The organism is Streptomyces capparidis, assembly GCF_054782095.1.
Map to the genome: position 1 here is coordinate 1 of NZ_BAAGTD010000068.1, position 24,661 is coordinate 24,661.

Here is a 24,661-nt window from a genome sequence, read left to right on the forward strand (position 1 = left end):
GGGTGGGGGCCGGGCGGGGGTGGGGGCCGGGCGGAAGTGGGGGCCAAGCCGGGTGGGCGGCCGGGCCGGGTGGGCGGCCGGGCGGCGGAGGGTGGGACCCCGGGGGTCGGGGGCCGGGGGTCGGGAGCGGCCGGGGCGGGTGGGCGGCCGGGGAGCAGGAGGGGAGCGGGAGGGGGTGTGCGGGGTGGCGGCTCCTTGCGGGCACAATGGCCCCTCGTGAGCGGGCAGCGGGTGAACAGGGAGTACGTGCTGGTCCTTCCCGACCGGGACGCGGCGGAGGCCGTGGCCGGGGCGGTGGCGGAGCGGTTCCCGGTGGAGGGTGAGCCCCGGCTGGTCCGCGACGCGCTGGCGGGCGAGGACGACGCGGAGGACGCTCAGTGGCTGGTGGTCGTCCGGGGCGACGGCCTGGACCCCACGGCGCTGGACGCCCTGGCGGAGGAACACGAGGGCTGGGTCGAGGAGGACTAGCCGCCCCGTCCCCGGCGTCGCCACGGCGGACCACCGCCCGCAGCGAGCCGCCCTCCCCCAGCACCGCGACCGAGCCGGAGAGGTCGGTGCGCAGCACGGTGGCGCCCAGCCCGCGCAGACCGGCGACCGTCCTCGGCGACGGGTGGCCGTACGGGTTGCCCCGGCCCGCCGACACCAGGGCCAGGCGCGGTGCGACCCGGCGCAGCAGCTCCGCCTCCTGGTACGCGGACCCGTGGTGGGCCACCTTGAGCACGTCCACGCGGGGCAGGCCGGGCAGCGCGGCGAGCAGGGCGCGCTGGGCCGGGGGCTCGAGGTCGCCGAGGAGCAGGGCGGTCAGGCCCGCGACGCGCACCAGCATGACCACGCTGGCGTTGTTGGGGTCCGTGTCGGGCGGGCCGGACGCCGGCGGCCACAGCACCCGCCAGGACAGCGGCCCCACCGAGCGGGCCTCCCCGGCGGCGGCGCGCAGCACCGGCAGGCGGGCGGCCGCGGCCCGGCGCTCCAGCACCGGGTCGGGACCGTCCGGCGGGCGGAACGGCGTGGTCTGCACGGCGCCCACGGACCGGCCGCGCAGCACCCCGGGCAGGCCCGCGACGTGGTCGGCGTGGAAATGGGTGAGCACCACCAGCGGCACCCGGGTGACGGCCAGCTCCCGCAGGCAGCGATCCACGGCCGCCGGGTCGGGGCCCGCGTCCACGACCACGGCGGTGCCGTCGCCCGCCGCGAGCGCCAGCGCGTCGCCCTGGCCGACGTCGCACATGGCCAGCCGCCAGTGGCGGGGCGGCCAGCCGGTGAGGACCCGGGTGAGCGGGGCGGGGGCGAGCACGGCGGCCAGCAGGGCGAGCGCGAGGGCGGCCCCCAGGAGAGGGCTGCGCGGCGCCCGGCGCAGCAGCGGCAGCGCGGCCAGGACGACCACGGTCAGCAGCAGGCCACCCCGCCAGCCGCCGGGCCAGGCCGCCTCGGCGCCGGGCAGGGACGCTCCGGTGCGGGCGACACCCGCGATCCACTCGGCGGGCCAGCCCGCGAGCCAGGCCAGCGCCCGGGCGGCCGGCATGGCGACGGGGGCCGCGGCGAGCGCGGCGAACGCCAGGACCGTCGCCGGGGCCACGGCGAGCTCCGCGAGGAGGTTGCACGGCACCGCCACCAGGCTGACCCGGGCCGCCATCGCCGCCACGACCGGCGCGCACACCGCCTGGGCGGCGGCAGCCGCGGCGAGGATCTCGGCGAGGCGCCCCGGCACCCCGCGGCGGCGCAGCGCCTCGCTCCAGCGCGGGGCGAGAGTCAGCAGCGCGCCCGTGGCGAGCACCGACAGCAGGAAGCCGTAGGAGCGGGCGAGCCAGGGGAAGAACAGCACCAGCAGCAGCACGGCCCCCAGCAGCGCGGGCACCAGGGATCTGCGGCGGCCGGTGCCGAGCGCCACCAGGGTGAGCAGTCCGCAGCCCGCCGCCCGCAGCACGCTCGGGTCGGGGCGGCACAGCACGACGAATCCCAGGGTGAGCACGCCGCCGAGGACGGCCGTCGCGCGCAGCGGGATGCCCAGGCGTCCGGCGAGACCGCGGCGCTCCGCCCTGCCGGCCAGCCCCGCGGGGCCGATCAGCACCGCCAGGACGATGGTCAGATTGGTGCCGGAAACGGCGGTCAGATGGCTCAGGTCGGTGGCGCGGAAGGCGTCGGCCAGGTCCGCGGGGATGCGGGAGGTGTCCCCGACGGCCAGGCCCGGCAGCAGGGCCCGGGCGTCCGGGGACAGGCCGTCGGTGGCCGTGCGCAGCCCGGCGCGCAGCTCCCCCGCGGCCCGCTGGGGCCGGGTGGGCCCGGCGGTGACCCTGGGCGGTCCCGTGGTGTGGAGGACGGCGGCGACGCCACCGCCCGGACGGCTGGGCGGCGCGGCCCTCACCTCGGCGGTCACCCGGGTGGAGGGCAGCAGGGACAGCCAGCCGGCGGCGCCGCGGCCCCGGACCAGCACCAGGACCGGGGTGCGCACCCGGGTGCCGCCACCGGCCCGGACCACGCGCCGGGCGGTGGCCTCCACGACGACCGCCGCCGGGCCCTGGGCGGCGCCCCGCACCCGCGGCCGCAGGGCGCGCGGGTCGTCGGTGACGGTGAGCTCGACGGTGGCCCGGCCGTGCTCGCGGGCGAGCTCGGGCAGCGGCCCGCGGCGCGCGTCCGCGGCGTGGCAGCAGGCGATCGCGGCGGAGACGGAGGCGCACAGCAGCGCGGTCGCGGCGACGCGGGCGGGCGCGCGCCCGCCGCGGACCAGGAGCAGGACCAAGCCCGCGGCCAGGGCCAGGGCGGCGCCGGTCAGCACGGGGCGGGCGGGGGCGCCGAGGGCGAGCGCCGCGGCGAGCCAGGCCGCGGCGGCGGGCGGCAGCAGACGCAGGTCCAGCGGCTTGGGCGGGGCGACCTGACGGGGCGTGGGCTGCCGCGCCGCGCCGCCTGGAGGGGCGCCGCCGTCGGGGGCACCGCTCGGAGAGGCGCTGCCTGGAGACGCGCCGCCTGGAGGCGTGGTCCGGCGCGGGGTGGCGGACGCCGTGGTGCCGGTCGCGGGCGGCGGGCCGCCGGAGGGGGCAGGCGGGGTGGGGTGCGGAGGCGGAGGCGGACTCACGGCCGGACCAGGGGGCGCAGTTCGGCGAAGCGGCGGTCTCCGATGCCGGTGACCTCCCGCAGTTGCTCGACCGAGGCGAAGCCGCCGTGCCGGGTGCGGTAGTCGATGATGTGCCGGGCCAGGACCGGGCCCACGCCGGGGAGGGTGTCGAGTTGCTCGGCGGTGGCGGAGCCCAGGCTCAGCCGCTCCGGCGGGCCGCTCCCCGCGCCGGGCGGGGCTGGCCCGCCCGGCGGGGCGGCCGGGGCCGCGGGGGCGGTGGCGCCCACGAGGACCTGTTCGCCGTCGGCGAGGATCCGGGCGAGGTTCAGCGCGCTGGTGTCCGTGCCGGGCAGGGCTCCGCCCGCGGCGCGGAGCGCGTCGCCGACGCGGGTGCCCGGCGGCAGGGTGCGCATGCCCGGCTCCCTGACCTTTCCCGCGATGTCCACGACAACGTTTTTCCGGGGTGCGGGCGGTGCCGGGGCGGGGGCGGCGGCGGGAGTGCGCAGCGGGGCGCTTTCCGGGACGGGAACGTCGCGTGGCCGTCCGGTCCATAAGTGGTGCAGGGCGAAAACGAGGGCGATGAGGAGAAGGACCACGAGCGCGGCCACGGCCCTGCGGTCGAGGCCCAGGCGCGGCCGGGCCGCGGGCAGCCGCTCCAGCAGCGCGAGCCGCAGCCGGAGCCGGCGGGGCAGCTCAGGGGAGGCGGCGGGGGTGGCGGCGCCGGGATCCGGCTCGCGCGGCGCGGGTCGGCCGACCGGGGAGGCCGCGGCGGGGCGCTCGCGGCGGGCCGGCGGTGAATGGGCGGGGATATCGGGGGTGGTGGCGGTGGAAATGGTCATGCGGCCGACGGTAGGCGGTTTTCCGTGCGCGCGTTTTCGCGGGCGGCGCGGTTGTGGATGAAAAGGCGCCTGTGGACAACCGCGTCACCCTCGGGAGGGAATTCTCCGCGCGGGCTCGAAAGGGGAGGTAAAACGGGAGGAGATGACAGGAGGCAGGAAATGACGATCCGGGAGTTGATCGACAAGGCGGCCGGCCGTTTGCGTTCGGTGCCACTTGGACGCGGCCGGCTCCGCCGGTGCTGTCACCACCACTCGGGTGAACGGCCGGAAAGGCACGTGCGCCGGGCGCTGGCGGAGGAGGCGGCGGTGGAAGGGAAAGAGGGGAGAAGCACGGTGCCGCCCGGGACGGGGGCCGAACCTCCGGGCGAGGGCCCGGCCCCGGGCCCTCAGGGCGCCCCGGCCGCGCCGTACACCCGCCCGGCCGCGCCTGCCGCCGGACACCCCCGCCCGGCCCCGGGTCCCCTCACCCCGCCGGCCCTCACCCCCGCATCACCCCCTGACCCGGGGTCACCCCTCCACCCCCCGCCGGGGCGAGACCACCACCCCCAGCAGTCCCGGCCCCACGTGGGCGCCGATCACCGCGCCGACCTCGAGCACGGTCAGCTCGGCCAGGCCGGGGACGCGGGTGCGGAGGCGGGCCGCCAGGTCCTCGGCGCGGTCGGCGGCGGCCAGGTGGTGGACGGTCACGTCCACGGGGGCCGTGCCCGCCCGCTCCACCGAGATCTCCTCCAGACGGGCGATGGCCCGGGCCGCCGTGCGGACCTTCTCCAGTGGCTGGATCCTGCCGTCCGCCAGGTGCAGCAGCGGCTTGACGGCGAGGGCCGAGCCCAGCAGGGCCTGGGCGGCGCCGATCCGGCCGCCACGGCGCAGGTGGTCGAGGGTGTCGACGTAGAAGAACGCCGAGGTCCCGGCGGCGCGGTCGGCGGCGGCGGCGACGACCTCGTCGGCGCTCCCGCCCGCCCGCGCGGTCTCCGCCGCGGTGAGCACCGCGTGGCCGAGCGCCATCGCGACCATGCGGGTGTCCACCACCCGCACCGGCACCGGGGCCCCGGCGGCGGCCAGGCACGCGGACTCGTAGGTGCCCGACAGCTCGGAGGACAGGTGCAGGGACACCACCTCGGTGGCCCCGGCCTCGGCGGCGGCCCGGTAGGCGGCGGCGAAGTCACCCGGGCCCGGCCGGGAGGTGGTCACCCTGCGGCGGCGCTGGAGGGCGTGCGCGACGGCCTTGGCCGAGACCTCGGTGACCTCCTCGAGCGCCTCGTCACCGAGCACCACGGTGAGCGGGACGACCGCCACCCGGTACCGCTCCACGGCCTCCGGCGGCAGGTACGCCGTGGAATCGGTGACGATGGCGACGTGGCTGGACATGCCCGCGAGCGTACCCGCAGCTCAGCGGCTTCGGGCAGGTCGATCCCCGCAGGCGGGGGACGGCTCGGTCAGGAGGGCGGTTCGCCCGGCGCGGCCTTCCGCTCCTTGCCCGCTCCCACGGCGGGCGGCTCGGCCGGGGCCTCGACGGCGGCGCCGGGAGCGTCCCAGTGGCGCAGCGCCCCCGCCTCCAGTTCGCACTTGCGGCTGAGCTCGGCCAGCTCGTCGTCGGCGAACTGCCGCGCCCGGTCCTGCGCCGCCCAGCGCAGCGCGTCCGCGGAGTGGGCGATGCGCTCGGCGCGTTCGCGCATCTCGGGCAGGCGGGCGGAGACGCGGGACTTGTCGGGTTCGCGCTCCAGGGCCTTCAGCTCGGTGTCGAGGGTGCGGGCGTGGGCTTCGAGCCGCTGGAGCAGGGCGAGGGACTCGGCGAGCGAGGCGTCGTCGGTGACGGCCGCCTCGAGGGTGCGCCGGGTGCTGTCCAGGGAGGTGCGCATGGACAGGCGGACATCGGCGATCTGGCCCGCCGCGCCCGGCTGGGTGAGGCTGCGCGCCTTCAGCGTGGTGTCCTCCAGCATGCGGCGGGCCTGCGGCACCCGCCGCTCCAGGCTCCGTTGCACCGCCCGCTTCGTGCGCACCACGGCGACCGCGCCCACCGCGACGGACGCGAGGATGAACAGCGCGACGACGGCAAGGACGACATCCACGGGCGCGCCTCCAGGCTCGAACGGCTCCACCGGCCGGTGCTCGAACGGCCCGCGGGGGGACGGCTCGTGCGGAACCGAGCGGGTCGGACGAGGGTACGGGCCGAACGGCTTCCACCGTAACCCGAAGCCGCTCCCCGCACCCACAAACGAACCGGGCAGGCCCCGGGTTCCCCCGCGACCTGCCCGGACCACCGCTCAACCGCCCCGGCACCCGCGCCGCGACCGGCGCGGGCGGGACGGTGCCGGTGCCGCCGCCGGCGCGTTACGCCGGCACCACGTTCACCAGCTTCGGCGCCCGCACCACGACCTTGCGGATCCCGGCGCCGCCCAGCGCCGCCAGCACGGCCTCGTCCTTCAGCGCCAGCTCCTCCAGCTCCCGCTCGCCGATGGTGGGCGGCACCTCCAGGCGGGCCTTGACCTTGCCGCGGACCTGCACCACGCAGGTGACGGTCTCGTCCTGCACCAGCGCCGGGTCGGCGACCGGGAACGGCTCGTGCACCAGGGACTCGGTGTGTCCCAGGCGCCGCCACAGCTCCTCGGCGATGTGCGGGGCCAGCGGCGCCACCAGCAGCACCAGCGGCTCGGCGACGGAGCGCGGCACCGCGGGCAGCTTGGTCAGGTGGTTGTTCAGCTCCGTCACCTTGGCGATGGCGGTGTTGAACCGCAGGCCCTCCATGTCGGAGCGCACCCCGTCGATCGCCTTGTGCAGGGCGCGCAGCGTCGCCTCGTCGGGCGCGTCGTCGGTGACGCTCAGTTCGCCGGTCGCCTCGTCCACGACGTTGCGCCACAGCCGTTGCAGCAGCCGGTAGGAGCCGACCACGGCACGGGTGTCCCAGGGCCGGGAGACGTCCAGCGGGCCCATGGCCATCTCGTACAGGCGCAGGGTGTCCGCTCCGTACTCGGCGCAGATCTCGTCGGGCGTGACGGCGTTCTTCAGGGACTTGCCCATCTTGCCCAGCTCGCGCCGGACGGGTTCGCCGTCGTGGTACCAGCCGTCCTCGCGCTCCTCCACCTCGGCGGCCGGCACGGCGATGCCGCGGGCGTCCCGGTAGACGTACGCCTGGATCATGCCCTGGTTGAACAGGCGGTGGAACGGCTCCTTGGACGACACGTGCCCCAGGTCGTACAGCACCTTGTGCCAGAAGCGGGAGTACAGCAGGTGCAGCACCGCGTGCTCCTGGCCGCCCACGTACAGGTCCACGCCACCGGAGGCGCCGGACGTGCGCGGGCCCATCCAGTACCGCTCGACCTCCGGGTCCACCAGCTTCTCGTCGTTGTCCGGGTCCAGGTAGCGCAGCGGGTACCAGCAGGAACCGGCCCAGTTGGGCATGGTGTTGGTCTCGCGGCGGTACTTCCTCGGCCCGTCGCCCAGGTCCAGGGTGACCTCGACCCACTGCTCGTTGCGGGACAGCGGGGTCTCGGGGCTGGTGTCGGCGTCGTCCGGGTCGAAGGTGCGCGGCGCGTAGTCGTCCACCTCGGGCAGCTCGACCGGCAGCATCGACTCGGGCAGCGCGTGGGCCACCCCCTCCTCGTCGTAGACGATCGGGAACGGCTCGCCCCAGTAGCGCTGGCGGCTGAACAGCCAGTCGCGCAGCCGGTAGCTGACCGTTCCCTCGCCGATGCCGCGCTCCTCCAGCCAGGCGGTGATCCGCGCCTTGGCCTCGGCGACGGGCAGACCGTCCAGGGAGACGCCCTCGGCGGAGGAGTTCACGCACCGCCCGTCGTAGGAGGTGTACGCGTCGTCCCACTCGGCCGGGTCCTGGCCGCGGCCGTCGTCCGGCTCGACGACGCAGCGCACGGGCAGCTCGAAGGCGCGGGCGAACGCGAAGTCGCGGTGGTCGTGCGCGGGGACGGCCATGATCGCGCCGGTGCCGTAGCCCATCAGCACGTAGTCGGCGATGAACACCGGGACCCGCTCGCCGTTCACGGGGTTGACGGCGAAGGCGCCGGTGAACACGCCGGTCTTGTCCTTGGCCTCGGCCTGCCGCTCCACGTCGGACTTGGCGGCGGCCTGCTTGCGGTACTCGGCGACGGCCTCCGCGGGGGTGCGCGCCCCGCCGGTCCACGCCTGCCGGGTGCCCTCGGGCCACGCCGCGGGGACGATCCGCTCCACCAGCTCGTGCTCGGGCGCCAGCACCATGTAGGTCGCGCCCCACAGGGTGTCGGGGCGGGTGGTGAACACGGTGATCCGCGCCTGCCCGTCCGCCTCCACCGGGAACTCCACCCGGGCGCCCTCGGAGCGGCCGATCCAGTTGCGCTGCTGGAGCTTGATCGCCTCGGGCCAGTCCAGCAGCTCCAGGTCGTCCAGCAGGCGGTCCGCGTAGGCGGTGATCCGCATCATCCACTGGCGCAGCCTGGCCTTGAACACGGGGTAGTTCCCGCGCTCGGACCTGCCCTCCGCGGTGACCTCCTCGTTGGCCAGCACCGTGCCCAGGCCGGGGCACCAGTTGACCGGCGCCTCGGTGGCGTAGGCCAGGCGGTGCTCGTCCAGGACGGCGGCGCGCTCGGCGGCGCCCAGCGCGTCCCAGGGGCGGCCGTCGGGGGTGGGGCGGGCGCCGGAGGCGAACTGCTCGACCAGCTCGGCGATGGGCCGGGCGCGGTCGGCCTCGGTGTCGTACCAGGAGTTGTAGATCTGGAGGAAGATCCACTGCGTCCACTTGTAGAACGCCGGGTCGATGGTGGCGACCGAGCGGCGCGGGTCGTGGCCCAGGCCCAGCCGGCGCAGTTGCCTGCGCATGGTCGCCATGTTCGCCTCGGTGGTCACCCGCGGGTGGGTGCCGGTCTGCACCGCGTACTGCTCCGCGGGCAGGCCGAAGGCGTCGTACCCCAGGGGGTGCAGCACGTTGTGGCCGGTCATCCGCAGGTAGCGGGCGTAGGCGTCGGTGGCGATGTAGCCCAGCGGGTGGCCGACGTGCAGGCCGGCGCCCGAGGGGTACGGGAACATGTCCATGATGTACGCCTTGGGCCGCTCGACCATCTCCCGCGGCCCGGCGAGCGACCCCACCGGGTTGGCCGCGTGAAAGGTGCCGCGCCGCTCCCACTCGTCCTGCCAGTGGGCCTCGATGCGGGCGGCCAGCTCGGCGGTGTACTTGGCCTTCTCGGTACCGGCGGGGCCGTCGGCGGCTCCCCCGGTGCCGGGAGCGGCGTTGCGGTGCGGCCGGGCGGCCGGGGTGGTCTCGCTCATCGTCCTTTGGGCTCCATCGATGTCACGGCGGCCGGACACGGCGCCTGCCCCTCGCTGAATACGTTCCGCCGTCATGAACGACTCATGAACCAACAAAAAATCCCCTCGCTCAGGAGGGGATGCCGCGCCGACTCCGACCCATTTGGGCCGGTCCTTGTCAGCGCGGCCGGCTAAGCAGGCGGCGCGCGGATCGCATGAGGGCTAGGGTACCGCAGGGGGTGAGGCACACGCACGGCGGTAAACGCAATGGTGCCGCCGCGCGTGCAGTGTCCAATCGCTGCTGCGCACTTGAGCGCTCGGAAGGCTCCGATGCAGATATCTCGCTCGCAGGGAAACAAAAGAAGACGCCGCCGATCCGACGACGGGCTGCCGCAACCCGGCGTCCCGGTCGCCCCGGTCAAGGTCGGCGCGGTCGTCCTGCTCGCCACGGTGCTCCCGGTGACCCTGTTCACCGGCGGCTCGGCGATGTTCACGCAGACCAGGCTGTTCCTCGACTGGGGTGCCGGGGTGCTCTCGCTGGTGTCGCTGTCCTGCGCGGTGCTGTGGGGCATCGCGGCGACGGACCGGCTGTTCCTCCAGCCCATGCACCGGCTGGTCGCCCAGGGCGTGCACCGCGCCGCGGCGGTGAGCGGTGTGCTCTTCCTCTTCGTACATGTGGTCGTGAAGGTCTCCGGCAGCAGCGCGGACGCGGACCCGGTGTCCGCGGTCGTACCGTTCGCCGACAGCACCCGCCCGGTGCTCGTCGGCCTGGGCACGCTGGCCGGCTACGGCTTCGTCGGCGTGGTCGCGACGGGCGCGCTGCGCAGCGCGTTCGCCTCGACCAAACGCGCCCGTGTGTGGCGCGTCCTGCACATGGCCGCGTACCCGGCGTGGGGCATGGCCCTGGTGCACGGGCTGCGCTCGGGCCGGCTGGCGGCGGGCTGGGTGTTCGCCGCCTACGCGATCTGCGTGCTGGGCGTGATCGGCGCGCTCTTCGTGCGGATGCGGACCAGGCCCGCGCACTCCAAGGAGGCGGCGCTGGCCGCCGCGGCGACGGCCCGCCCGGAGGTGGCCGCGCTGCCCCGCCAGCAGCGGCGCGCCTTCGACCAGCCGAGGCTGGAGCGCCCCCGCCAGGTCCCGGCCGGCCTGCTGCCGCCGGACGGGCTCGCGCCGCCGATGGGCGCGCTCGGCTCCGACCCGGAGGCGGCCACCCGGCTCATGGGCGCGGTCCCGCCGGGGCCGGGGTCCGGCGGGATGCTCGGCTACGAGGAGCCGACGCAGGTCATGGGCGCGGTCCCGGGTGACCTCGGCGCGGCCGGGCTGACCACGGGCGGCATCGGGATGGGCGGCGGTGGGCTCGGCGGCAGCGGGCTCGGCGGCGGGGCGCTGGGCGTGGACCCGCTCGGCTCCCCCGGCCTCGGCCCCGACCAGGAGCCCACGCAGGTGATGGGAGCCGTCCCCCCGGCGCCGGGCAGCAACTGGGGCCGTGACGACACCCGCGGGTGGGCGCCGTGAGCTACCTCCCCGAGGTGGTGACCATCGGCCCGCCGCGGCTGCTGGCGGGGCTGGACGGCGTGGACCGGCTGGACCGCGTCGCGCACCTGGTCACCCACGGCCAACTGCCGGAGCTGCGGCAGAACGAGGTCGTGGACCTCGCGGAGAACATCGACCTGCGCGGCCGCGGCGGCGCCGGCTTCCCGTTCGCCCGCAAGCTCCAGGCGGTGATCAAGTCCGCGGCCGGCCGCGGCGGGCGGTGCGTGGTCGTGGTCAACGGCAGCGAGGGCGAGCCCGCCTGCCGCAAGGACAAGGCGCTGCTGCTGCGCGCCCCGCACCTGGTGTGGGACGGCGCGATGCTGGCGGCGCGGGCGCTGGGCGCGGAGCAGGTCGTCATCGGCGTCACCCGCACGGATGTCGAGAGGTCGATGCTGGACGCCCTCTCCGAGCGCGGCCCCGCGGGGGTGGCGACCCGGGTGGCGATGCTCCCCGAGCGCTTCGTCACCGGCGAGAGCTCGGCGCAGGTCAACGGGATCAACGGCGGGCCGACCGTGCCCAACGGCCGCAAGATCCGCACCAGCGATTATGGGGTGGACGGCCTGCCGACCCTGTTCTCCAACACCGAGACGTTCGCCCAGATGGCGGTCGCGGCCCGGCTGACCGCGCTGCCGTTCCGGGCCACGGGCCTGCCGACGGAGCCGGGCACCGTGCTGCTGACCGTCGCCGGGCGCTACGTGGTGGAGACCCCGACCGGCGTCCCGCTCAGCTACGTGCTGCAACTGTGCGGCATGGACCTCGGGCAGGGTGTGCTGGTCGGCGGCTACCACGGCGGGTTCCTGGACCGCAACGCCGCCTACTCGGCGCTGATCTCCCGCGAGTCGATGAAGGCCCACGGCGCCACCCTCGGCGCGGGAGCGGTCTGCCCGATCCCGGAGGACACCTGCCCGCTCGGGGAGACCGCCCGCGTGGCGCACTGGATGGCCAAGGAGTCCGCCGGGCAGTGCGGCCCGTGCGCCTTCGGCCTGCCCGCGCTGGCGAAGGCGGTGGACGAGATGCTCGCGGGCGGCGGGCGGATGTCCCTGGAGCAGGTCAACAACTGGATCAACTCGGTGAGCAGGCGCGGCGCGTGCAGCCACCCCGACGGCACGGCCGGCTTCATCGCCTCCGCCCTCCGGACGTTCACCGACGACCTGGCCGCGCACGTCCTCGGCAACGGGTGCGGGCGGCCGGTGAAGGGCGTGTTCCCGCTCACCGTGGAGGGCAGCGAGCCGGCGGCGGCGCAGGCCGTGCCCACCGACCGGCTGCTGGTGGACTGGACGCTCTGCGAGGGCCACGGCCTGTGCGCGGACGTCCTGCCGGACGTGGTCAGGCTCGGCCCGGACGGCTACCCCGACTCGGCGGACTTCGCCCTGCCCGTGAACCTGCGCCCCCAGGCCCGCCGCGCGATCCGGCGCTGCCCGGCGCTGGCGCTGCGGCTGGAGTCCGACGGCTGAGGCCCCGCCGTCCCCGGCGACCGCGACCGGGGCCGCCCTCGGGCGCGCAGTACGCGCCAGGGCGGCCCCGGGCCCGGCCGGTCCCCGCGCGGCCGTGGATCCTGCCGCGCCCGGGGTGGGCCGAGGTCAGCCGAAGGAGACGTTGAAGCTGTTGGTGGTGAAGTTCAGGCCACCGCTGGACGAGGTGATCTCGTAGCCGAGCTGGACGTCGCCGACTGTGATGTCACCGAACCAGTTCGCGTTCCGCAGCCAGTCGAGCACGGCCTTGATGTTGACGGTGCCCGAGTTGGTGTTGCTCGTCCTGACGAACGAGAAGACCTGGTTGGCGCCGTTGCTGCCCCGGTAGATGTCCCAGGTGTGGCCGCCCACCGACGCCGTGGTCTGACGGGAACCGAGCGGTCCGACCGGCCCGGTCTTGTTCATCCACAGCATGATCTCGTACGCGTGGTTGGTGTCCCAGATGTCGTAGGTGGTGGTGTAGGCGCCGCTGTTCGGGACGGAGACGTTGAAGCTGCTGCTGACGCTGTTGAGCGCGCTGATCTTCCGGCCGATGTGCCGGGTGGCGTTCGGGTAGGACTTGATCCCGCCGGTGTTGGGGTGGTTCGCCCACACACCCCAGTTGCTGTAGGAGTTCGCCCAGATGGTCTGGGGGCCGTGGCCACTGCCCCAGATGTTGTTGTAGAGGGTGTAGCCCCCGTTCTGCCAGGTGCCCCAGCGGTCCGAGGAGGACCATGTCGCGGCGTGGGCGCTGGTGGTGAGCCCGAGGATCACGGCGACCGCCATCAGCGGCACCAGGAGGAGGGTTCGTATTGTCCTGACCACAGTTCCTCCGAGGGAAGTGGAAAGCGTTTTCTTCGCACCCGCTTCCCCGAAGGTCCCTCGATTGGCCCGACCACGTCAAGACTCCGTACAGCGGCGAGACGGACCGCCTCGGGCGGCGGGGCGTGCCGGGAGAGGGTGCGTGCGCCTGAGGCGGAGCGCGGACCCGTGGCGGCACTCCAGCAGACAGGCCCCACGCCGGGAGAGCCGGAGGGGGTGCGGGTGGTGAAGCCCCCGCCGCGCGCGGCGAAGCCGCGCGAAAAACAGAACGAGGGCGACCGGTCCGCGTTTCCCGCGGACACGGGTCACCCTCACCCGAGTGGAGCTAAGGGGACTTGAACCCCTGACCTCTTGCATGCCATGCAAGCGCTCTACCAGCTGAGCTATAGCCCCGAGATCTTCCGCCGGAACCCCGGCGGCTGCACCTACATTACACGGGCCGGAGGGCGTTTGACCAAACGGTTTCCAGGCCCCCACCACCCCGGCCAAGCCCCACCCCGCCCCGCCCCCGGGGCTCCCCCGCGGGACAGGCCCACCCCGCGACGGCAAGGCGGGGGTGCGGGTGGTGAAGCCCCCGCCGCGCGCGGCGAAGCCGCGCGAAAAACAGAACGAGGGCGACCGGTCCGCGTTTCCCGCGAACACGAGTCGCCCTCGCACCCGAGTGGAGCTAAGGGGACTTGAACCCCTGACCTCTTGCATGCCATGCAAGCGCTCTACCAGCTGAGCTATAGCCCCGCCGCCCCGGCTCGCCCCTCGGGGCGGTGCCGTGAACGGGTGAAAGCTTAGCGGGTCACCGGGGCAACCACGAAATCCGTCGCCCGCCCCGGTCAGTCGTCGTCGCCGAGCACCGGCTCGGGGAGGGTGCCCGCGTTGTGCTCCAGCAGCCGCCAGCCGCGTGCTCCCTCGCCGAGCACCGACCAGCAGCAGTTCGACAGGCCGCCCAGCGACTCCCAGGTGTGCGGGGCGAGCCCGATCAGGCGGCCGATCGTGACGCGGATCGCTCCGCCGTGGCTGACCACGACCAGGGTGCCGCCGTCCGGCAGGTCGTCCGCCGCGCGCAGCACCACGGGCGCGGCGCGCTCGGCGACCTCGGTCTCCAGTTCGCCGCCGCCGCGCCGCACGGGCTCGCCGCGCTTCCAGGCCGCGTACTCCTCGCCGTACTTCTGCTGGATCTCGTCACCGGTCAGCCCCTGCCACACCCCGGCGTAGGTCTCCCGCAGACCGGGGTGGTGGGTGACGGGCAGCCCGGTGACCGCGGACAGCTCGTCCGCGGTGGCGGCGGCGCGCTTGAGGTCGGAGGCGATGATCGTGTCCGGCCGCAGCGCGGCCAGCAGCCGGGCGGCGCGCTGGGCCTGGGCGAGCCCGGCGTCGGTGAGCGGGATGTCGGTGGTGCCCTGGAAGCGGCGTTCGAGGTTCCACGCGGTCTGGCCGTGCCGCCACAGCACGATGCGGCGGCCTCGCTGGGCGCTCAGCGCGGCCCCCCGTCGGAGCCGAAGGCGTCGGCGTCGGCCGCGGCGTACTCGGCGCTCCGGCCGCGGGTCTTCACCGCGTCCTCGGGCAGGGCGAGCTGCGGGCAGTCCTTCCACAGCCGTTCCAGCGCGTAGTAGACCCGCTCCTCGGAGTGCTGCACGTGGACCACGACGTCCACGTAGTCGAGCAGCACCCAGCGGCCGTCGCGCTCGCCCTCCCGGCGCACCGGCTTGGCCCGGCACTCCCTGAGCAGCCGCTCCTCGACCTCGTCGACGATGGACTTGACCATGCGGTCGTTGGGCGCTGAGGCCAGCACGAAGGCGTCCGTGATGGCGAGGACGTCGCTCACGTCGTAGGCGACGATGTCGTGGGCCAGCTTGTCTGCGGCGGCCTGCGCTGCGGCGTTGACGAGCTCGACTGCGCGGTCGGTGGCGGTCACTAGCACGCTTCCGGTTTCGGGGACGGGTACCACTCCAGGATGACACGTTCCGCCGCGCCGTCCCTCCCGGGTTTTCCGCCCGGGAGGGACGGTTGGGAACGGCGGGACCTCCGGCGGCCGGGGCCGCGGCCCCGCCCCGGTCGGCTCAGTCCCCGAAGTCCTGGCCCAGCACCACCGTGATGTCGAGGTTCCCGGGCTCGCCCTTCACCTTCTTCACGGCGCTCTCCGGCAGGCCGAGGGTCCTGGCGACCTCCTTGGCCGTGGCGGCCCGCACGTCCTCGACGTACTCGACCCGGGACGTGGCGGCGGGCTCGTCGGCCTTGCCGCCCGAGGCGAAGGTGTAGCCGCCGTTGACCAGCGCCACCTGGGCGTCCTGGAGGGCGTCGGGGTCGCCGGTGGCGTCGTCGACCCGCACCCGCGGGGTGGCCTGGGGGTCGGCGTTCTTCACGGTGCCGCCGAGCACGTCCTCGACCAGGTCCGCGGCGGCGGCCTTGTCCACGGTGCCGTCGGCCTTGGCGGTCAGCTCCACGGTGCGGTACTTGCCCGCCTGGGCCTGCTTCGCCAGCGGCGCCAGGCTGGCTCCCAGCTCCTTCTCCGGCAGCGAGGGGTCGGCGACCATGCCGAGGCCCTCGACGAGCCGGGTGGCGCTCGCCGGGTCGCCCGGCGCCTTCTTCAGCACCGCCTGGAGGACCTGCCCGAACCGGGCGAGCTGCTTGTCCGCGGACTCGCCGGACGCCCGGTGGGTGGCGTAGGCGACGGCGGCGGGGCCGCGCAGCTCCTGGTCGGGGCCCTTGGCGACGAGCGTCCTGTCCTTGTCCTCGCCGGTGCCGCGCACCTCGACGTCGGTGCTGACCGTGATGCCGCCGACGGACTCCACCAGCAGTTCCAGGAACGGCGTGTCCAGCCGCCAGGAGCCCTTGATCTCGGCGCCGAGCAGGGTGGACACGGCGTCGCGCGTGGGGCCCATGCCCTCCTCGTCCACGGACTGGCCCAGCGTGGTGGACCCGGCGTCGTCGGTGGAGACGGCCAGGGCGTTGGGCAGCAGGACGGTGGTGCCGCGGCCGGTGGACTCGTTGTTCACCAGCAGCGCGGTGGAGCTCTCGGCGCTGTCCGGGTCCATCAGGTGCACCGCGATCACGTCGCGCTTCTGCCCGGCGGCGGTGGCGGCGCTCCCGCCGGAGCCGGCGAAGGGGCCCTTGCCCTGCCACCACAGCCAGCCGACACCGCCGGCCAGGACCAGCACGGCGGCCAGGGCCAGGGCGACGATCCGCAGACGGCCCTGGCGCCTGCGCTCGTCGCGGCGCTCGCTGCGGGTCTCGGCGAACTTCAGCCAGTCGATGACCTCCTCGTCCTCCTCCGCGTCGTCCACGAAGGCGAACTGCTCGGTGCGGTACTCGGCCTTCGGGGCGGAGGCGGAGGGGTCGGCCGGGGCGCCGCCGGCGGGAGGCGACGCGTCCTCGTCCGGCTCGGGGCGGGGCGGGGCGGCGGGCTCGGCGTACGGCTCCGCGTACGGGTCGCCGGGGCCGGGCGCGGCCACCGGGTCGGCGTAGGCGCCCCCGTAGCCGTCGTAGCCCTGGCCGTCGTAGCCCTGGGCGCCGTACCCCTGCGCGCCGTAGCCCTGGGTGTCGTAACCCTGCGTGTCGTAGCCCTGGCTGTCGTAGCCCTGGGCGCCGTACGCCTGGTCCTGGCCCTGCTGGTCCCAGCCCTGCCCGCCGTGGTCCTGCCCGCCGTACTCCTGCCCGTCGTAGCCCGGGTACTCGCCGGGCCGGTACTGGTGCGGGATGCGGGGCCGGGCACCGGGGTCCGTGCCGTACGGGCCGTCCTGGTGGGCGGGCTCCGCGGGGGTGTACGGGTCGGCGTAACCGGTCTGCGCCTGCGTTTCGTAGGGGTCGTAGCCGTACGCCTGCTGCGCGTACGGGTCGGCGGGGGCGTACGGATCGTGACCGTAACCCTCCTGCGGATACGCGCCGTAGGGGTCCGGGGCGGGTCCCGGGTACGCCTGGTCGTCGGGGTGCGGCTGGCGACCGGGGCCGTCCATGGCGTCGTTCCGCGGGGATTCAGCGTCGTTCACAGCGCCCCTTCGGTCGTCCGCGCGCTATCCGGCGTCCCGGTACAGCGCGCGTTTGTTGATGTAGCGCACCACTCCGTCGGGGACGAGGTACCAGATCGGCTCTCCCTTGGCCACTCGCTCGCGGCAGCCGGACGAGGAGATGGCCAGCGCCGGGACCTCGACCAGCGAGATCCCGCCCTCGGGCAGGCCGGGGTCGGACAGCGTGTGCCCCGGGCGGGTGACTCCGATGAAGTGCGCGAACTCGAACAGCTCCTTGGCGTTGCGCCAGGAGAAGATCTGCGAGAGCGCGTCGGCGCCGGTGATGAAGAACAGGTCCGCGTCGCTGTGCTCGGACCGCAGGTCCCGCAGCGTGTCTATGGTGAACGTCGGCCCGGCGCGGTCGATGTCGATGCGGCTGACGGAGAACTGCGGGTTGGACGCGGTGGCGATGACCGTCATCAGGTAGCGGTCCTCCGCCGGGGACACCCGGCGGTCGCTCTTCTGCCACGGCTGGCCGGTGGGGACGAACACCACCTCGTCGAGCCGGAAGAGCGACGCCACCTCGCTGGCGGCCACCAGGTGCCCGTGGTGGACGGGGTCGAAGGTGCCGCCCATCACGCCGAGTCGTTTCTTCACGGGGCCTTCGGCCTCCTCCCGTGCGCCCCCGGCCGGAGCCGGGGGGTGTGGTGCCGACGGGGTGACCCGCTCAGCGGTCCCGGTTGAACCGCGTGGTGATCCACAGCAGCAGCATCAGGGCCAGGAAGGCGCCGCCGCCGGTCAGGTACGGGTTGAGGCTCTCGTGCTCGCCGCTCGAGGCCAGCAGGGTCAACGTCTCAGAGGTCATGGCGGCAGGCCCTCACGGTCTGTCAGTGGAGCGGGACATTCGTGCGCCCCATGGTACGGGCGAATCCCGAAGGAACCTCACGCAGGCTCCGCTCGTCTTCCCTACCGACGGCCCGCACGGCCCCGAGGCCGCCCGGGCCGGGCGCCCGCCCGCCGCGTCAGTCGCTGTCCCGGTAGCCGCGCAGGAGGAACCACGCCAGGAAGACCGAGCCGAGGACCGCGATGACGATGACCCACTTCAGCAGCGTGCCGGGGCCGCCGCCCGCGGAGACGGCGAGCAGTGTCGGCAGGTCGTCGGGCACGTCGGGCATGACAGGCGTACTCCTTCGGCAAGGGGCGGACGCAGGCACGAGGCGGACGAACCGCCACCTCTCCGCCATTTCTCCGGCCAGCCTAATCCCAGCCCCGCGGACCGCGGCGACCGCCCACCCCGGCGGGGCGCCGCCGCCGCACCGACCAGCCCGCCCAGGCAACCAGGGGGTAGACACCCGATGACCGAGCCCAACGAGAGCGTGCCCAGCCGCGCCAGGACCCGCTTCCCCGGCATCTCCTCACGGGCCTACGAGCACCCGGCCGACCGCTCCGCGCTGGTCGCGCTGCGCAAGCTCAGCGGCTTCGACACCGTCTTCAAGGCCCTGTCGGGGCTGCTGCCCGAGCGGTCCCTTCGGCTGCTGTTCCTCTCCGACTCGGTGCGGGTGGGCGACCAGCAGTTCTCCCACCTCAACGACATGCTGCGCGACGCCTGCTACATCCTGGACCTGGAGAAGGTCCCGCCGATGTACGTCACGCAGGACCCGCGGCCCAACGCCATGTGCATCGGGATGGACGAGCCGATCATCGTGGTCACCACGGGCCTGGTCGAGCTGCTCGACGAGGAGGAGATGCGGGCCGTCGTCGGCCACGAGGTGGGGCACGCCCTGTCCGGGCACTCCGTGTACCGCACGATCCTGCTGTTCCTGACCGGCATAGCGGTCAAGGTGTCGTGGATACCCCTCGGCAATCTGGCGATCATGGCGGTGGTCACCGCGCTGCGCGAGTGGTTCCGCAAGTCGGAGCTGTCCTGCGACCGGGCCGGACTGCTGGTCGGCCAGGACCTCCAGGCGTCCATGCGGGGCCTGATGAAGATCGCCGGTGGCAACCACCTGCACGAGATGAACGTCGACGCCTTCCTCGCCCAGGCCGAGGAGTACGAGGCCGGCGGCGACCTGCGCGACTCGGTGCTGAAGATCCTCAACGTGCTGCCGCGCAGCCACCCGTTCACCACCGTGCGGGCCGCCGAGCTCAAGCGGTGGGCGGAGAGCCGCGACTACCAGCGGATCATGGACGGCCACTACCCGCGGCGCTCGGAGGACAAGGACGCGTCGGTGTCCGGGGCGTGGCGGGAATCGGCCGGTGCCTACAAGGACACGGTCAAGAACAGCAAGGACCCGCTGATGGGGCTGCTGCGCGACCTGGGCTCGGGCGCGGGCGACGTCGGCAGCAAGCTGCGCGACCGGTTCACGGGCACCCGTCCCGGCGGGGCGGCGCCGCGGGACGGCGACCCGGCGGGCGAGGGCGGCGGCACCGCGGAGTGACCTGACGGGGACCGGCCGGCCGGGGACGGCCCGAACGGCGGACGGCGCCCGAACGGAGAAGGCGGGGCGGTGCGGCGGTCGCGCGCCGCCCCGCCGTGCGCCGTCAGGCCCCCGGGTCCAGCACGCCGCAGGCCGCGGCGACCGGGCGGCGGTGGTCGTGGGGGTTCGTGCCGCCGGACTCGCGCGGGTCGGCGCCGCCCCCGCCCCCGCCGAACAGCGGCCGGAAGAACGCGGCGCTGTCCGCGGTGCACGCCTGCGGCCCGGCCTCGGCCGCCGACTCCACCAGGGTGATCCGGGACTCGCGCAGGTCCTCCCGGTCGAACCGCATGTGCAGCTCCCGGCGCACCGTGAACAGCATCGGCCCCGCCTCGGCGGCGCCGCCCCGCTCGCGCACGGCGTAGACGAACGTGTGGTCCGCCACCACCTCCAGCGCGTTCGCGCCGGTCTCGTTGACCTCGATCGTGCCGCGCACCCGTACGTGCGGGTCGGCCAGCGCCACCTCGGCAGGGTCGAAGCGCACCATCCAGCCGGTGGCGGCGTGCCGCCCGTCGTCCGCGGGGCGGGCCAGGCCCCGGTCGAACTGCGCCCGCTGGCCGGGGTCGAGCAGCCGCCGCACGGTGCCGGTCCGGCCGCGGGTCAGCACGTCGGGGTCGAGGGAGGACGCCACCACGTAGTCCTTGGCGGTGGCGGTGGCCTGGAGCACCTGGCTCAGCGTGAAGTGCTCGGTGCGCTTGGCGGGCGGCAGGACGACGCCCTGGGCGCCCACGGGGTACCCGGCGGCGGGGCTGCGCCGCAGCAGTTGCTCCACGGTGGCCGCGGCCGGGCGGCCCGCCGTGGCCGGGGCCAGCGGGACGAGGGTGACGGCCAGCGGGGTGCGGGTGGGCTGGGTGGGCTCCTTGTAGGGGTGGCGAACGCCCATGTAGATGGCGGTGCCGAAGGCGATGACGATCAGCAGGACCAGCGCCATCGCCTGCCGGGACACGGGGGCGGCCACGGCGACCCGCCGGGTGCGCACCGCCCTGGCGTCCGAGCGCATCCGCTCGGTCGCGGAGTACTCCTGGATGCGGGCAGCACGGACGAAGGATTCATCGAAGACGATGGACCCGTACTCGTCGTCACCTCCCGGGATACCCTCTGGCACACCCTCGGGAGGGCCTCCGCGGCCGGTCATACCACCAGAGTAAGACTGGGTCGCGGCAGGATGAACGGCGCCTCGTCAGGCGAATTCAGGCGCCGGCCCGGGTGGGCGCCGCACCCCCGGCCGGGGTGGGGGCGGCGTACCGCGAATTCACCGTCAGTGGAGTTCTCCACCGGGCGGGCCCGGCTCAGGAGCCGGGGACCGCGGAGTGGACCGCGCTCGGCAGGCCGGGTGAGGGCGGCGCGCCGTCGCGCCCGCCCGGCGGGTCGATCCGGCTGTTGGGCGGCGGCGCGGGCTCCGGCCTGCCGCCGGACGCGCCCCGGTACACGGCCGCGACCGTCAGCGCCAGCACGCCCACGCCCATCACCACCGCGAGCACCCACGCCACCGTCCGGTGCCACCGCACATGGCGGCGGTACATCTGAGCGGACTGCCGCTCGTCGTAGTACTCGTGGTCCCAGTCGTGGCCGTACTCGTCGTCGGGGTGGCCGGGGATGTGGCCGCCGTCCGGTCCCTCGTCGTCCCGGCCGGTGAGCCTGGTCCTGGTCTGCTCGGCCTCGGCGCGCGCCTGGGCGGCGGCCAGCAGCCGCTCCTGCGCGCTGGGCTCGTGGACCGGCGCCGACCGGATGAACGCCTCGTCGAAGACCACGGAGGCGAACTCGTCGTCCGCGCCTCCATGGTCGCCCTCAGGGAACGCTGAGCCCCCCACGTCGTCCGGCACCCAACCAGCGTATTACCGACCACTCGAACCTGGACAGTGTTTCTTCGGGCCACAGCGGACGGACCGCTTCCGGAAGCGGTCCGTCCGCTGTGGCCCGAAGAAACGGCACGGGCCCGAGCCGGGGACGGCCCCCGCCCGGATCGGCTACCGGATGTGACCGTCCCCCGTCACCACGTACTTCGTCGAGGTCAGCTCCGGCAGGCCCATCGGGCCGCGGGCGTGCAGCTTCTGGGTGGAGATGCCGATCTCCGCGCCGAACCCGAACTGCCCGCCGTCGGTGAACCGGGTGGAGGCGTTCACCATCACCGCCGTGGAGTCCACCAACTGGGTGAAGCGGCGGGCCGCGGACTGCGAGCGGGTGACGATCGCCTCGGTGTGGCCGGAGGACCAGCGGCGGATGTGCGCCACCGCCGCGTCCAGGTCGGGCACGACGGCCGCGGCGATGTCGTACGACAGGTACTCCGCCGCCCAGTCCTCGTCGGTCGCCGGGACCACGGCCGCGCCCTGCGCCTCCGCCGCGCGCCGCACGGCCTCGTCGCCGTGCACCGTCACCCCGGCCTCGCCCAGCGCCTTCAGCGCGAGCGGCAGGAACGCCTCGGCGATGTCGGCGTGCACCAGGACGGTCTCCGCCGCGTTGCACACGCTGGGCCGCGACGCCTTGGCGTTGACCAGGATCCGCACCGCCATGTCCAGGTCCGCCTCGGCGTCCACGTACACGTGGCAGTTGCCGACGCCGGTCTCGATCACCGGCACGGTGGACTCCTCCACGACCGTGCGGATCAGCGAGGCGCCGCCGCGCGGGATCAGCACGTCCACCAGGCCGCGGGCCCGCATCAGCTCCTTGACCGAATCCCGGCTCTCCCCCGGCACCAACTGCACCGCGTCGGCGGGCAGCCCGGCGCCGGCGACCGCGTCGCGCAGCACGCCGACCAGGGCGGTGTTCGAGGTGTACGCCGACGACGAGCCGCGCAGCAGCACCGCGTTGCCCGACTTCAGGCACAGGGCGGCGGCGTCCACGGTCACGTTGGGCCGGGCCTCGTAGATGATGCCGACCACGCCGAGCGGCACCCTGATCTGGCGCAGCTCCAGGCCGTTGGGCAGCGTGGAGCCGCGCAGCACCTCGCCCACCGGGTCGGGCAGCGCCACCACGTCGCGCACGTCGGACGCGATGGCGGCGACCCGCTCCGGGGTCAGGGTGAGCCGGTCCACGATCGCGTCGCTGGTGCCCGCGGCCCTGGCCCTGGCGACGTCCTCGGCGTTGGCGGCGACGATCTCGGCGGTGCGGGCGACCAAGGCGTCGGCGACCGCGAGCAGCGCGCCGTCCCGCGCGGTGCGCGGCAGTGGCGCGAGGACGGCGGCCGCCTCACGGGCACGGCGTGCACTGTCGATGACGGGGGAAGCGGATTCGCGGCTCATGTACGCAGGGTACTGAGCGGGCTCGGACGGCGCTGGAGTGTTCCCATGCCGAGACGGCCCGGCCGGGCGGGGGGGCGGGGACGCGGCCCCGTGTCACCCGCCGCCGGGGAACCGGGTGGGGAGGCGGGCGGCGGGCGCGCCGCGGCCCTCGCTGACGCGCTGGTGGTAGGTGCGGCGGTCGATCACCTCCAGGCCGACGACCTCCCACGGCGGCAGCTTCGCGGTGGTTTTGTGCTCACCCCACAGCCGCAGGGCGAGCGCCGCCGCGTCGTGCAGGTCGCGGGCCTCCTCCCAGTAGCGGATCTCGGCGTGGTCGCTGCCGTACTTGCTGGTGAGCAGGAACGGGTGGTCGTGCGCCAACTGCTCCAGGCCCCGCCGGACGTCGGAGAGCTGCGCCTCGGCGCCCGACACGCTCAGGGTGACGTGCCACAGCCGCGAGCCCTCGTCCTCTCGCCCGGCGCCGCGCGGCGCCTCGGCGGCCTCGCCGCTCGGCACGCTCGCCAGGGACCGCTCCGCCGTCCCCCGGGACGGCGCCTTCGGACGCTCTCGTCGCACCGCCGGCCTCCTCTTCTCCCGCGTGGCTCAATCCCCCGCGTGGCTCAATCCCCCGCGTGGCTCAAATCCCCCGCGTGGCTCGTTCCCCCGCACGGCCCAACACTCGCGTGGCTCGTTCCCCGCGCGGATCGGTTCACCCGCGCGGCCCGCTCCGGTCCGCCTCCGGCCGTCCGGCGCGGCGGCGGCCGTCCGCCTCACGGGCGCAGCACCACCAGGTCGTCCCGGTGCACGACCTCCCGCTCGTAGGCCGGACCCAGCTCGCGGGCCAGCTCCCGGGTGGACCGGCCCAGCAGCCGGGGCAGCTCCTTCGCATCAAAGTTGACCAGTCCACGGGCCACGGCGTGGCCGTTTTCGTCAAGAAGGTCGACCGGATCGCCCGCGGAGAACTGCCCGTCCACCCCGGTGACCCCGGCCGCCAGGAGCGACTTCCTGCGGTCCACCACGGCCCGCACCGCCCCCGCGTCCAGCCGCAGCGCGCCCCGGGGGGCGCTGGCGTGCGCCAGCCACAGCAGGCGGTCGGCCGAGCGCCGCCCGGTGGGGTGGAAGAACGTGCCGGTCCCGCGGCCGGCCAGGGCGTCGGCGGCGCTGCTCGCCGCGGTCAGCACCACGGGTATCCCGGCCGCCGCGGCGATCCTGGCCGCCTCCACCTTCGTCACCATGCCGCCGGTGCCCACCCCGGCCTTGCCCGCGCTGCCGATGGACACCCCGGCCAGGTCCTCGGGCCCCGCGACCTCGGCGATCCTGGCGGCGCCCGGCGTGCTCGGCGGGCCGTCGTACAGGCCGTCCACGTCGGACAGCAGCACCAGCAGGTCGGCGCGGACCAGGTGGGCGACGAGCGCGGCGAGCCGGTCGTTGTCGCCGAAGCGGATCTCGTCGGTGGCCACGGTGTCGTTCTCGTTCACCACCGGCAGGGCGCCCATGGCCAGCAGCTTGTCCAGCGTGCGGTAGGCGTTGCGGTAATGGGCGCGGCGGCTGGTGTCGTCCGCGGTGAGCAGCACCTGCCCCACCCGGACGCCGTAGCGGGCGAACGAGGCGGTGTAGCGGGCCACCAGCAGGCCCTGCCCGACGCTGGCCGCGGCCTGCTGCCTGGCCAGGTCCTTCGGCCGCTTGGCCAGGCCCAGCGGCGCCAGGCCCGCGGCGATGGCGCCGGAGGAGACCAGCACGATCTCCTTGGCGTCGCCGTCCCGCGCCTTGGCCAGCACGTCGACCAGGGCGTCCACCCGATCGGCGTCGAGCCCGCCCGAGGCGGTGGTCAGGGAGGAGGAGCCCACCTTGACCACGACCCTGCGCGCCGCCACCACCTGTCGCCTGTCCGCGTCCACGGTGTCCGTCCGTCTCCCACGCTCGTCCCCACTGGTTCCCCCACCTGGGCAATCTACGGGAGCGACCTCGACTCACGCTCCGGCGTCCGTTTCGCGGCCCTCGCCCGGGGTACCCCGGGATCCGCCGCAGTGGCGCGGCGGCGCGGCGGCCGTCACCGTGGTGAACCGGGCGGCCCCGCTTTGTCACAGCGGAAGCGGTCGTCCTAA

20 protein-coding genes, 2 tRNA genes and 1 pseudogene are annotated in these 24,661 nt (G+C 74.9%); 4 read left to right on the forward strand and 19 right to left on the reverse strand.

The window, feature by feature from the left end; genetic code table 11:
* Positions 1-231: 231 nt before the first annotated feature.
* Positions 232-468 (forward strand): hypothetical protein, encoded by a 237-nt coding sequence (locus ACYVO2_RS33865; protein ID WP_461011956.1) that lies wholly within the window; start codon positions 232-234, stop codon positions 466-468.
* 22 nt (positions 469-490) lie between these two features.
* On the opposite strand, the pseudogene ACYVO2_RS33870 reads toward ACYVO2_RS33865, so the two are convergent.
* The 5 genes and pseudogenes from ACYVO2_RS33870 to leuS form a co-directional block, all read right to left on the reverse strand.
* Positions 491-2,851 (reverse strand): annotated as a pseudogene (locus ACYVO2_RS33870) (ComEC/Rec2 family competence protein); the annotation flags it as partial.
* Between the two features lie 215 nt (positions 2,852-3,066).
* A complete protein-coding gene (locus tag ACYVO2_RS33875; protein ID WP_461011935.1) occupies positions 3,067-3,888 on the reverse strand; it encodes a helix-hairpin-helix domain-containing protein in 822 nt (273 codons plus the stop codon).
* Between the two features lie 507 nt (positions 3,889-4,395).
* The gene (locus ACYVO2_RS33880; RefSeq protein WP_461011936.1) at positions 4,396-5,256 is read right to left on the reverse strand and encodes a DegV family protein; all 861 of its coding nucleotides are present in this window, start codon (positions 5,254-5,256) and stop codon (positions 4,396-4,398) included.
* A gap of 68 nt (positions 5,257-5,324) precedes the next feature.
* Positions 5,325-5,957 carry a hypothetical protein gene (locus ACYVO2_RS33885; RefSeq protein ID WP_461011937.1) on the reverse strand — a complete coding sequence of 211 codons (633 nt, stop codon included), beginning with the start codon at positions 5,955-5,957 and terminating at the stop codon, positions 5,325-5,327.
* Between the two features lie 262 nt (positions 5,958-6,219).
* The gene (gene leuS / locus ACYVO2_RS33890; protein WP_461011938.1) at positions 6,220-9,141 is read right to left on the reverse strand and encodes a leucine--tRNA ligase; all 2,922 of its coding nucleotides are present in this window, start codon (positions 9,139-9,141) and stop codon (positions 6,220-6,222) included.
* Between the two features lie 309 nt (positions 9,142-9,450).
* Between leuS and ACYVO2_RS33895 the strand changes: the two genes are divergently transcribed.
* Together ACYVO2_RS33895 and ACYVO2_RS33900 are read left to right on the forward strand one after the other, a co-directional pair.
* Positions 9,451-10,635 carry a hypothetical protein gene (locus ACYVO2_RS33895; RefSeq protein WP_461011939.1) on the forward strand — a complete coding sequence of 395 codons (1,185 nt, stop codon included), beginning with the start codon at positions 9,451-9,453 and terminating at the stop codon, positions 10,633-10,635.
* Entirely contained in the window at positions 10,632-12,107 is a 1,476-nt protein-coding gene (locus tag ACYVO2_RS33900; RefSeq protein ID WP_461011940.1) for an NADH-ubiquinone oxidoreductase-F iron-sulfur binding region domain-containing protein, read from the forward strand. The genes ACYVO2_RS33895 and ACYVO2_RS33900 overlap by 4 nt, the downstream gene beginning before the upstream one ends.
* A gap of 126 nt (positions 12,108-12,233) precedes the next feature.
* On the opposite strand, the gene ACYVO2_RS33905 is transcribed toward ACYVO2_RS33900, so the two are convergent.
* From ACYVO2_RS33905 to ACYVO2_RS33945, 9 genes are all read right to left on the reverse strand, one after another.
* Complete coding sequence (locus tag ACYVO2_RS33905) at positions 12,234-12,929, reverse strand: glycoside hydrolase family 12 protein (RefSeq protein WP_461011941.1); 696 nt, start codon at positions 12,927-12,929, stop codon at positions 12,234-12,236.
* Positions 12,930-13,246: 317 nt separating this feature from the next.
* Positions 13,247-13,319, reverse strand: a tRNA-Ala gene (locus ACYVO2_RS33910).
* A gap of 269 nt (positions 13,320-13,588) precedes the next feature.
* Positions 13,589-13,661: transfer RNA gene (locus ACYVO2_RS33915), tRNA-Ala, on the reverse strand.
* Between the two features lie 92 nt (positions 13,662-13,753).
* Positions 13,754-14,398 carry a histidine phosphatase family protein gene (locus ACYVO2_RS33920; protein ID WP_461011957.1) on the reverse strand — a complete coding sequence of 215 codons (645 nt, stop codon included), beginning with the start codon at positions 14,396-14,398 and terminating at the stop codon, positions 13,754-13,756.
* The gene (gene rsfS, locus ACYVO2_RS33925; RefSeq protein ID WP_461011958.1) at positions 14,395-14,835 is read right to left on the reverse strand and encodes a ribosome silencing factor; all 441 of its coding nucleotides are present in this window, start codon (positions 14,833-14,835) and stop codon (positions 14,395-14,397) included. Before rsfS ends, ACYVO2_RS33920 begins: the two co-directional genes overlap by 4 nt.
* A gap of 145 nt (positions 14,836-14,980) precedes the next feature.
* The gene (locus ACYVO2_RS33930) at positions 14,981-16,906 is read right to left on the reverse strand and encodes an LCP family protein (RefSeq protein WP_461011942.1); all 1,926 of its coding nucleotides are present in this window, start codon (positions 16,904-16,906) and stop codon (positions 14,981-14,983) included.
* 24 nt (positions 16,907-16,930) lie between these two features.
* The gene (nadD, locus tag ACYVO2_RS33935; protein ID WP_461011943.1) at positions 16,931-17,521 is read right to left on the reverse strand and encodes a nicotinate-nucleotide adenylyltransferase; all 591 of its coding nucleotides are present in this window, start codon (positions 17,519-17,521) and stop codon (positions 16,931-16,933) included.
* Positions 17,522-17,591: 70 nt separating this feature from the next.
* Entirely contained in the window at positions 17,592-17,729 is a 138-nt protein-coding gene (locus ACYVO2_RS33940; RefSeq protein WP_461011944.1) for a hypothetical protein, read from the reverse strand.
* Positions 17,730-17,886: 157 nt separating this feature from the next.
* Positions 17,887-18,039, reverse strand: coding sequence for a hypothetical protein (locus ACYVO2_RS33945; protein WP_461011945.1), 153 nt, complete (start codon positions 18,037-18,039; stop codon positions 17,887-17,889).
* Positions 18,040-18,219: 180 nt separating this feature from the next.
* On the opposite strand from ACYVO2_RS33945, the gene ACYVO2_RS33950 reads away from it, so the two are divergent.
* Positions 18,220-19,302 (forward strand): M48 family metallopeptidase, encoded by a 1,083-nt coding sequence (locus tag ACYVO2_RS33950; RefSeq protein ID WP_461011946.1) that lies wholly within the window; start codon positions 18,220-18,222, stop codon positions 19,300-19,302.
* 103 nt (positions 19,303-19,405) lie between these two features.
* On the opposite strand, the gene ACYVO2_RS33955 is transcribed toward ACYVO2_RS33950, so the two are convergent.
* The 5 genes from ACYVO2_RS33955 to proB form a co-directional block, all read right to left on the reverse strand.
* Positions 19,406-20,473 carry an SCO2583 family membrane protein gene (locus ACYVO2_RS33955; RefSeq protein WP_461011947.1) on the reverse strand — a complete coding sequence of 356 codons (1,068 nt, stop codon included), beginning with the start codon at positions 20,471-20,473 and terminating at the stop codon, positions 19,406-19,408.
* A gap of 154 nt (positions 20,474-20,627) precedes the next feature.
* Positions 20,628-21,161, reverse strand: a complete 534-nt coding sequence (locus ACYVO2_RS33960) for an SCO2584 family spore wall biosynthesis protein (protein WP_461011948.1) — start codon at positions 21,159-21,161, stop codon at positions 20,628-20,630.
* Positions 21,162-21,305: 144 nt separating this feature from the next.
* A complete protein-coding gene (locus tag ACYVO2_RS33965) occupies positions 21,306-22,577 on the reverse strand; it encodes a glutamate-5-semialdehyde dehydrogenase (protein WP_461011949.1) in 1,272 nt (423 codons plus the stop codon).
* A 93-nt stretch (positions 22,578-22,670) separates the two neighbouring features.
* On the reverse strand, positions 22,671-23,132 hold the full coding sequence (locus ACYVO2_RS33970; RefSeq protein WP_461011950.1) for a hypothetical protein: 462 nt from the start codon (positions 23,130-23,132) through the stop codon (positions 22,671-22,673).
* 194 nt (positions 23,133-23,326) lie between these two features.
* On the reverse strand, positions 23,327-24,433 hold the full coding sequence (proB, locus tag ACYVO2_RS33975; RefSeq protein WP_461011959.1) for a glutamate 5-kinase: 1,107 nt from the start codon (positions 24,431-24,433) through the stop codon (positions 23,327-23,329).
* Positions 24,434-24,661 lie beyond the last annotated feature (228 nt).